At 71.0% G+C, this 7,511-nt stretch carries 9 protein-coding genes and 1 riboswitch; of the genes, 5 read left to right on the forward strand and 4 right to left on the reverse strand.

Features of this window, described 5'->3' with window-relative positions:
- Together cydB and AB0E94_RS52235 are read right to left on the reverse strand one after the other, a co-directional pair.
- On the reverse strand, window positions 1-517 hold a 517-nt coding region (gene cydB, locus AB0E94_RS52230; RefSeq protein ID WP_360344275.1), incomplete at its 3' end, for a cytochrome d ubiquinol oxidase subunit II.
- Between the two features lie 12 nt (window positions 518-529).
- Window positions 530-1,942, reverse strand: coding sequence for a cytochrome ubiquinol oxidase subunit I (locus tag AB0E94_RS52235; RefSeq protein WP_360344278.1), 1,413 nt, complete (start codon window positions 1,940-1,942; stop codon window positions 530-532).
- 73 nt (window positions 1,943-2,015) lie between these two features.
- Between AB0E94_RS52235 and AB0E94_RS52240 the strand changes: the two genes are divergently transcribed.
- The 3 genes from AB0E94_RS52240 to AB0E94_RS52250 all read left to right on the forward strand — a co-directional run bounded on the left by AB0E94_RS52240 (window position 2,016) and on the right by AB0E94_RS52250 (window position 4,551).
- Window positions 2,016-2,369, forward strand: coding sequence for a BlaI/MecI/CopY family transcriptional regulator (locus tag AB0E94_RS52240; protein ID WP_360344281.1), 354 nt, complete (start codon window positions 2,016-2,018; stop codon window positions 2,367-2,369).
- Entirely contained in the window at window positions 2,366-3,274 is a 909-nt protein-coding gene (locus tag AB0E94_RS52245; RefSeq protein WP_360344284.1) for a M56 family metallopeptidase, read from the forward strand. The genes AB0E94_RS52240 and AB0E94_RS52245 overlap by 4 nt, the downstream gene beginning before the upstream one ends.
- A 124-nt stretch (window positions 3,275-3,398) precedes the next feature.
- Window positions 3,399-3,545, forward strand: a riboswitch (cyclic di-AMP (ydaO/yuaA leader).
- A gap of 49 nt (window positions 3,546-3,594) precedes the next feature.
- Complete coding sequence (locus AB0E94_RS52250) at window positions 3,595-4,551, forward strand: NlpC/P60 family protein (RefSeq protein ID WP_360344286.1); 957 nt, start codon at window positions 3,595-3,597, stop codon at window positions 4,549-4,551.
- Window positions 4,552-4,598: 47 nt separating this feature from the next.
- Here AB0E94_RS52250 and AB0E94_RS52255 read toward each other — a convergent pair whose 3' ends face one another.
- A complete protein-coding gene (locus tag AB0E94_RS52255) occupies window positions 4,599-5,021 on the reverse strand; it encodes a MarR family winged helix-turn-helix transcriptional regulator (protein WP_360344289.1) in 423 nt (140 codons plus the stop codon).
- Between the two features lie 53 nt (window positions 5,022-5,074).
- Between AB0E94_RS52255 and AB0E94_RS52260 the strand changes: the two genes are divergently transcribed.
- A complete protein-coding gene (locus tag AB0E94_RS52260; protein WP_360344292.1) occupies window positions 5,075-6,118 on the forward strand; it encodes an epoxide hydrolase family protein in 1,044 nt (347 codons plus the stop codon).
- A 38-nt stretch (window positions 6,119-6,156) separates the two neighbouring features.
- Here the strand turns inward: AB0E94_RS52260 and AB0E94_RS52265 are convergent, their stop codons facing one another.
- Window positions 6,157-6,852 (reverse strand): DivIVA domain-containing protein, encoded by a 696-nt coding sequence (locus AB0E94_RS52265; protein WP_360344295.1) that lies wholly within the window; start codon window positions 6,850-6,852, stop codon window positions 6,157-6,159.
- A gap of 377 nt (window positions 6,853-7,229) precedes the next feature.
- Between AB0E94_RS52265 and AB0E94_RS52270 the strand changes: the two genes are divergently transcribed.
- Window positions 7,230-7,511, forward strand: a 282-nt coding sequence (locus AB0E94_RS52270; protein ID WP_360344298.1) for a tetratricopeptide repeat protein, incomplete at its 3' end; no start/stop codon positions are given.

The raw sequence follows: 7,511 nt of genomic DNA on the forward strand, positions 1-7,511 counted from the left end.
CGAGGAGCGCGGCCAGCGCGCCGAGCCCGGCGGCGGGGGTGAACAGCGGGCCGAGGCTGCGGCTGAGGCCGGTTCCGGTGACCTCGCCGCCGGCGCCGAGGGCGAGCCCGTCGACGAGGATGCCGAGGACCGCGCCCCACAGCAGCACGATGCCGGTGGACGAGACGGCGAGCAGCAGGTCGGCCCGGCGCCGCCAGGACGGGGTGTCGTGTTTGCCGCGGAACTCCAGGGCCACCCCGCGGATCGCGAGGAGCAGCAGGATCGCGACCATCGGCAGGTAGAGCGCGGACATCAGGGCGGCGTACCAGTCGGGGAACGCCGCGAACGTGACTCCGACGGCGGCGACCAGCCACACCTCGTTGCCGTCCCAGAACGGGCCGATGGTGCGCAGGGCGGCGCCGCGTTCGTGTTCGTCGCGGCCGAGGAAGGTGAGCATGCCGACGCCGAAGTCGAAGCCTTCGAGGACGAAGTAGAGGATCCAGGCGAGGACGAGAACCGCGAACCAGAACGTGATCATGGGAGGTCGCTCCTAGTAGGCGGGGGCGGGTTCGGGTTCGGCGTCCTTTTCCGGGGCCGGAACGAGCGGCTTGCGGGACAGATGCACGACCAGGCGGCACCAGGCGATCGCCAGCAGGCCGTAGACCAGCGTGAATCCGGCCAGTGACGCGATCACCTCGGCGCTGGTGAGGCCGGGGGAGATGCCGTCGGCGACCTTGGAGATGCCGAACGCGAGCCACGGCTGCCGGGCGGTCTCGGTGAACACCCAGCCGAACGTGTTGGCGGCGGCCGGCAGCAGCGGCGCGAGCAGCACGAACCGGCGCAGCCAGCCGGGCGTTCCCCGCCCGGGCTGCAGAAACTCCGGCAGCAGCGGCACACGGCGTTGGAAAGACCATGAAGACCAGAGGTGGTACGCCGCAAGCGCCATCCCGAGCACACCGGCCCCGATCATCAGCCGGAACGTCCAGAACGCCACCGGGATCATCGGCACGTAGCTGCCCGGCCCGTACTGGGCGGTGTAGAGCGCTTGGAGATCGTCGATGCCCTGCACGGTCCCGCCGAACGACCCGGTGCCGAGGAAGGACAGCAGCCCCGGGATCTCGATGCTGAAGAACGGCCGGTCGTGCCCGAGCTCCCCGATCGCGAAGACCGAGAACGGCGCCGACGTGGTCGTCTCGTAGAGGGCTTCGGCGGCGGCCATCTTCATCGGCTGCACGGCCGTCATGACTTTGCCCAGGTGGTCGCCGCTGATCGCGGTGACCGCCCCGCCGAGCAGCAGCATCCACGCCCCGGCCCGGGAGAGGGTGCGGTAGGCGGCGTCCGCGGAGACCCGCCAGATCCCGATCGCCATCAGCAGCCCGCCGCCGGCCATCGCCGCCCCGCCCATGGTGTGCGGGAACGCCGCCAGCACCACCTCGTTGGTGAGCAGCTCGGTGAAGCTGGTCAGGTGGGCCCGCCCGGTGTCCGGGTCGAGGGCGTAGGCGACCGGGTTCTGCATGAACGAGTTGGCGGCCAGGATGATGTACGCCGACAGCAGCGTCCCGACCGCGACCACCACGATCGTGGCGGTGTGCAGCCAGCGGGGCAGCCGGTCCCAGCCGAAGTACCACAGAGCCAGGAACGTGGCCTCGAGGAAGAACGCGAGCATCCCCTCGATGGCCAGGGTCGGCCCGAAGACGTCGCCGTAGAACCTGGCGAACGCGCTCCACCCGAGCCCGAACTGGAACTCCTGGACCAGCCCGGTGACCACCCCGACCGCGAACGTGACGATCAGCAGCTTGCCGGTGAACTTCGTGAGGTGCAGGTACTTCTCGTTGGCCGTGCGGATCCAGGCGATCTGGAATCCGGCGGCCGCCGACGCGAGCGAGATCGACACCGGCACGAAGAGGTAGTGGTAGATCGTCACGACCGCGAACTGGAGTCGGGTCAGGTCGAGCACGTCCATGGCAGCCTCTCTACGACGATTCGTAGTAGATACTACGACGTGTAGTACGACGCGTTGAAGTAGAGTGGCTCACATGGCGAGGAACGACCTCGAGCGCGAGGTCATGACGAAGTTGTGGGACGCGGGCGAGCCGCTCACCGTCCGGCAGGTGCACGACCTGCTGAGCCGGGAGCGCGATCTGGCGTACACGACGGTGATGACCGTGCTCGACCGGCTGGCCAAGAAGGGTCTCGTCGTCCAGCAGCGTACCGACCGCGCCTACAAGTACGCCCCGGCGCAGACCCGCGAGGAGATGACCGCCGGCGTGATGCTCGACGCGCTCAGCGCCACCCCCGACATGGACGCCGCCCTGGCCTACTTCGTCGGGCAGCTGCCGCCCGAAGCGCTGACGGCGGCGATCGAGAAGGCCCGTAACATCGAGCGGTGACCGCCCTCCTGCTCGGCGCCCTCGGGCTGACGCTCTCGCTGCTGGCGCCGAGACTCCTGGCGGGCGCGCGGTGGACCGATCGCGCCCCGGTCGCCGGCGTCCTGCTCTGGCAGTCACAGACGCTCACCGCCGTACTGTGTGCGCTCGGGGTGGTCCTGGCCGCGCCCGAAGAGGTCGCTCGCGCCGCGGGAGCCCGCCATCCCGAGACGGTGGCCGCGTTGCTCTTCTCCCTGGCGGTGGCCGCGACCATCGTGATCCGGCTGATCGTCTCGCTGGTCCGGGTGAGCTCCCGGGCCCGTGCCCGCCGCGCCCGGCACCGGATGCTCGTCGACCTGCTGGACCGGGTCGAGCGCCACGAGGACCTGGGCGGCGAGGAGGTCCGGGTGCTCGACGGGGCGCTGCCGCTGGCCTATTGCGTGCCCGGCCGGGAGCCGCGGGTGGTGCTCAGCGACGGGGTGCTCCAGACCCTGGACCGGGACCAGGTGGACGCGGTGCTGGCCCACGAGCGGGCGCACCTGCGGCACCGGCACGAGCTGGTGATGGAGTCGTTCACCGCGTTCTACCGGGCGGTGCCGGGGCCGCTGCGGTCGAAGGCGCCGCTCGACGCCGTACATCTGCTGCTGGAGATGGTGGCCGACGACGCGGCCCGCCGCCGGACCGGATCGCCGCCGTTGCGGGCCGCGCTGGCCCGGCTAATCGACGCCGTCCCCCTTGCGGAGGAGGTGACCGCCGACCCGGAGGGTGAATCCCGGCGGCGCCGGCTGGCCCGTCTGGACGGTCCGGATCGAAGCTCGACAGTGCTCACCGCGGCGGGGGTGACCGCCGCCGCCGGCCTGCTGGTACTACCCACAGTGATCGTGGTGGTGCCCTGGCTGGCGCGTGCCCTGCACAGCTGGCCGTTTTAGGCCACCCTCCGTGTCGCCGGCTGTGCGTACAGTTCGGCGGGCTGTGCGACCTTCATTTGCCGTCTTGATCCGAGTACGGTGGTCCCCGGTTCGCCCAGCCCCCCATCGGCCACCCGGCCGATCTGGCGGACCACCGCCTAATCGCGCGCGACCGAGAGGCCGGGCGTGAACCGGGGAACCGAGCACCTGGGGTGAAGCCGCGGCGACGCGGCCGGGCAGACTTCCCGCCCGAACCCGTCAGCTAACCCGGTCGGCGGCTGAACGGGAAGAAAGGACAACGCACCAGCGTGAAACGGATTGGCGCGCGTCGTGCCGGCCTCATGCGCATCCTGATGTGCGCGGCCGTCGCGGCCGGAATCCTGGTCACGGGTCCGACCGTCGCTCATGCCGACCCCACTCCGGCGCAGATCGAGAAGCAGATCGACGACGAGTGGAATCAGCTCGAGCCGGTCATCGAGGACTACAACGGCACCCACACCAAGCTGGTCAAGCTCCGCAAGCAGCAGTCGGACCTGGCTAAGACGCTGGCTCCGCTGCAGAAGCAGGTGGACGCCGCGATGGTGCAGGTGCGGGGCCTCGCCGTCGACGCGTACATGCAGGGCTCGCCGAACATCGCGAACGCGATGATCCTGACCGGCTCGCCGACGGGCATGGTGGACAAGCTCACGCTTCTCGACCAGCTCGCGTTCAACCGGAAGGCGTCGATCGCGGAGGTCTCGAAACTCCGCGACAAGTACGCCGCCGACAAGGCCAAGGTCGACCAGCTCGAGTCCGAGATCGAGGTTCGCGACAAGGATCTCGGGACGAAGAAGGTCGCCATCGAGAAGGAGATCACGAAGCTCCAGAAGCTCCGGATCGCGGCCTACGGCAGTGCGAACGCCGACGACGGGCCGCTGCGTACCGGCCCGTGCCCGGTCGACTACACGAACGACAAGGGTGGCCGGGCCGCCCAGCGGGCGTGTGACCTGATCGGGAAGCCCTACGTCTTCGGCTCGGACGGCCCGAACAGCTACGACTGCTCGGGTCTGACGCAGGCGGCGTGGGCTGCGGTCGGCGTGCATCTCGAGCACTACACGAAGGATCAGTGGAGTTCCACCAAGTCGGTCAGCCGCAGTGAGCTGCAACCGGGTGACCTGGTCTTCTACTACTCCGACGTGCACCATGTCTCGATCTACATCGGTGGCGGCATGGTGGTCCACGCTCCGCACACGGGCGACTACGTGCGGATGGCTACGATCGACCGGGGCCCGATCGCCGGCTATCGCCGGCCTGCTTAGAAACCCCTGCGGAAAGGTCGCCGTCTGCTTCTGACGGCGGCCTTTCTTCATTCGGTACGGTCGTGGTGCGCGACCAATCGACGCAAGAGGCCGGTGAGCTGTTCCGTTTCCGCCGGTGAGAGCGCGGCTGTCAGCTCCTCCTGGATGGCCGTCACGCGTTCGGTCAGCTCGGCCGCCCGGTCCCGCCCGGCCGGCGTGACCGCGACGACGTTGCGGCGCTTGTCCGCCGGGTCCGGCGACCGCCGCACGTAACCCGCCGCCTCCAGTTCGTTGAGCGCCCCCACGAGGTCGCTCAGGTAGATCCGGGTGCGCCGCCCGAGCGCCGCCTGACTGGCCGGCCCGTCCGCGTCCAGCGAGGACAGCAGCCGGTAGTGGTAACCCTTGGCGCCCACGCCGGCGAACCCGTCGGCGACGAGCCGGTGCGCGTGCGCCGCGGCCTGGGAGAGCAGCCAGCTCGGCAGATGATCCACGTGACGACGATAACATTGGACCGGCTAACGTTAGTGCGACTAACGTTATTCGCATGAACGATTTCCGGATCGCCGTCCCGCAGGCCGACCTCGACGACCTGGCCGACCGCCTCACCCGTACCCGCTGGCCGGACGCCGCCCCTGACGACTACGGCATCACCGTCGACCGGGTCCGGGCGCTCGCCGGCCACTGGCTGAAGTTCGACTGGCGGGCCCACGAGGCCGAGCTCAACGCGCTGCCCCAGCAGGTCATCGAGATCCACGGTGACCGGGTGCACTTCTTCCACGTCCGTTCGGCCGACCCGCACGCCCTGCCGCTGATCCTGACGCACGGCTGGCCCGGCTCCACCGTGGAGTTCCTGGACGTGGTGGGCCCCCTCAGCGAGCACTTCCACCTGGTCGTCCCGGCGATGCCCGGGTTCGGGCTGTCCGGCCCGACCACCCGGCCCTGGGGCGTCACCCGGATCGCCACGGCCTGGGCCGGGCTGATGTCCCGCCTCGGCTACCCCCGGTACGGCGCACAGGGCGGTGACTGGGGCTCCGGCGTCGCCCGCACGCTCGCCGCCGTCGCCCCGGACAATGTGGTCGGGGTGCACGTCAACTACCTGCCCACCCCCGGCGCCCCGGACGGTCTGGGCCCGGACGACCAGGAGCGGCTCGCGAAGACGATGCGGCTGGCCGCCAACCGGCACCCGCACCAGATCCTGTTCGCGGCGACCCCGCAGACCCCGGCCTACGCGCTCAACGACTCACCGGCCGGGTTGCTCGCCTTCCTGGGCGAGAAGTTCGACACCTGGGCCGACCCGGCCACCCCGGTCCCCGACGACCGGATCGTGGCGAACATCGCGCACCACTGGCTGTTCCGGACCGCCGGTTCGGCCGCCCGGATCGTCAAGGAGACCACCGCGCAGGAGACCAACCGGGTCCCGCTGGGCGTCGCGGTGCTGCCCGGCGACATCGTGCAGTCGGTCCGGCCGCTGGCCGAGCAGCGGGCGAACATCGTGCACTGGACCGAGTTCCCCCGGGGCGGCCACTTCGCCGCCCTGGAGGTCCCCGACCTGTTCGCCGCCGACGTGACCGCGTTCTTCAAAGGGTGACCGCGTTAAGAGTGACCGCGTTCTGCGAAGAGTGACGGTCAGGCCTGCGGCAGGGCGGGCGTGCCGCCCTCCAGGTCGTGCAGCTGCCGGACCACGTGGTCGCCCAGCGCCGACCGGTAGTCCTGGGCCAGCTCGTCCAGCCGCTCGATCTCGGCGACCATGGCGGCCCGGTCGCGGGCCACCTCGTCCAGCGCCTCGGCGTGCTGCCGCCGGGCGTCGGACTCGATGGTGTCCGCCGTCCGGATCGCGTCCCCGGTCAGCTGATCGGCCTGGGCCCGCGCGCTGACCAGCAGATCGTCCGACTCGCGCTGGGCGTCCCGGACGTGCTCGTCGGCGGTCCGGTGGGCCATCCGCAGCACCCGGTCGTCGACCACCCCGCCCGGCCGGGGCTGGGCCGCCGACCGCACCTCGTCGTGCGCCCGCTCCAGCTGGACCTGCATCTCCCGGGCCTCGTGCTCGGCCCGGGCCAGGCCCTCCCGCATGAACTGGAGATGGGCGGCCAGCTCGGCCACCTCGGCGGTGAGCGCCGCCGGATCGGCCGGGCCGCCCCCGTTCATCCCGCCGCCGGCATCACGCAGCCGGGCGGTCAGCGCCCCGTTCTCGTCGAGCAGGCGCAGCATCTCCTGGCTCGCTTCCTCGAGGAGGGCATCGACCTCCTCCTCGTCGTAGCCGCGCTTGCCGATCGGCGGCTTCTTGAAGTCCACGTTGTGGATGTCTGCGGGAGTGATCGGCATCCCTACCTCGCTTCCCGGCGTCCCTGACTACAGCACAACGCCCGTCCTCGACTACAGCACCGGCGCCCGTCCTGGACGTCGGCGCCAACCGCACCGACGGCCGTCCCCGACGCCGGCGCCGAAGACGCCGGCGGCCGTTCCGGACGTCGGCGCCAACTGCACCAACGTTCGGAGGGGCGGTTACGGCACGGCGGCACGAAAGGTCCGGCGTGGACGTGCGCTGGCGAATCGTAACCGGCGGCGTCGAATCCGGCAGGCGGAAGCACACCGCGATCACCCGGGCGCGCGGGGAAAAGCGCAGCTCGGCGGCGTATGTGGGGAATGTCGGCCGGACGGCCCGGCCGGGGGAGAGCGGACCGCGGGCATAATCGCTTCTCATGAGCGATGCCTTGATCAACAGTCTGGTGGCCGCCGTCGAGGCACGGCCTGACGACCTGACGCTCCGGCTGCACCTGGCCGAGCTTCTGGTCGCGGCCGGCCGGGGTCCGGAGGCGATCGGGCACGCCGCTCAGATCCTGGCCCGCGAGCCCGGCCACGCTTCAGCGCAGCAGCTCATGGCCCGCGCCCTCGGCGGCGGCGCGCCCGCAGGCGGTGCGGCCGGTGGCGGTGCGCCCGCGGAAGGCGCGGCCGGTGGCGGTGCGCCCGCCGGGGGCGCGGCC

It is taken from the genome of Actinoplanes sp. NPDC026670 (genome assembly GCF_040638175.1).
Lineage (GTDB): Bacteria > Actinomycetota > Actinomycetes > Mycobacteriales > Micromonosporaceae > Actinoplanes.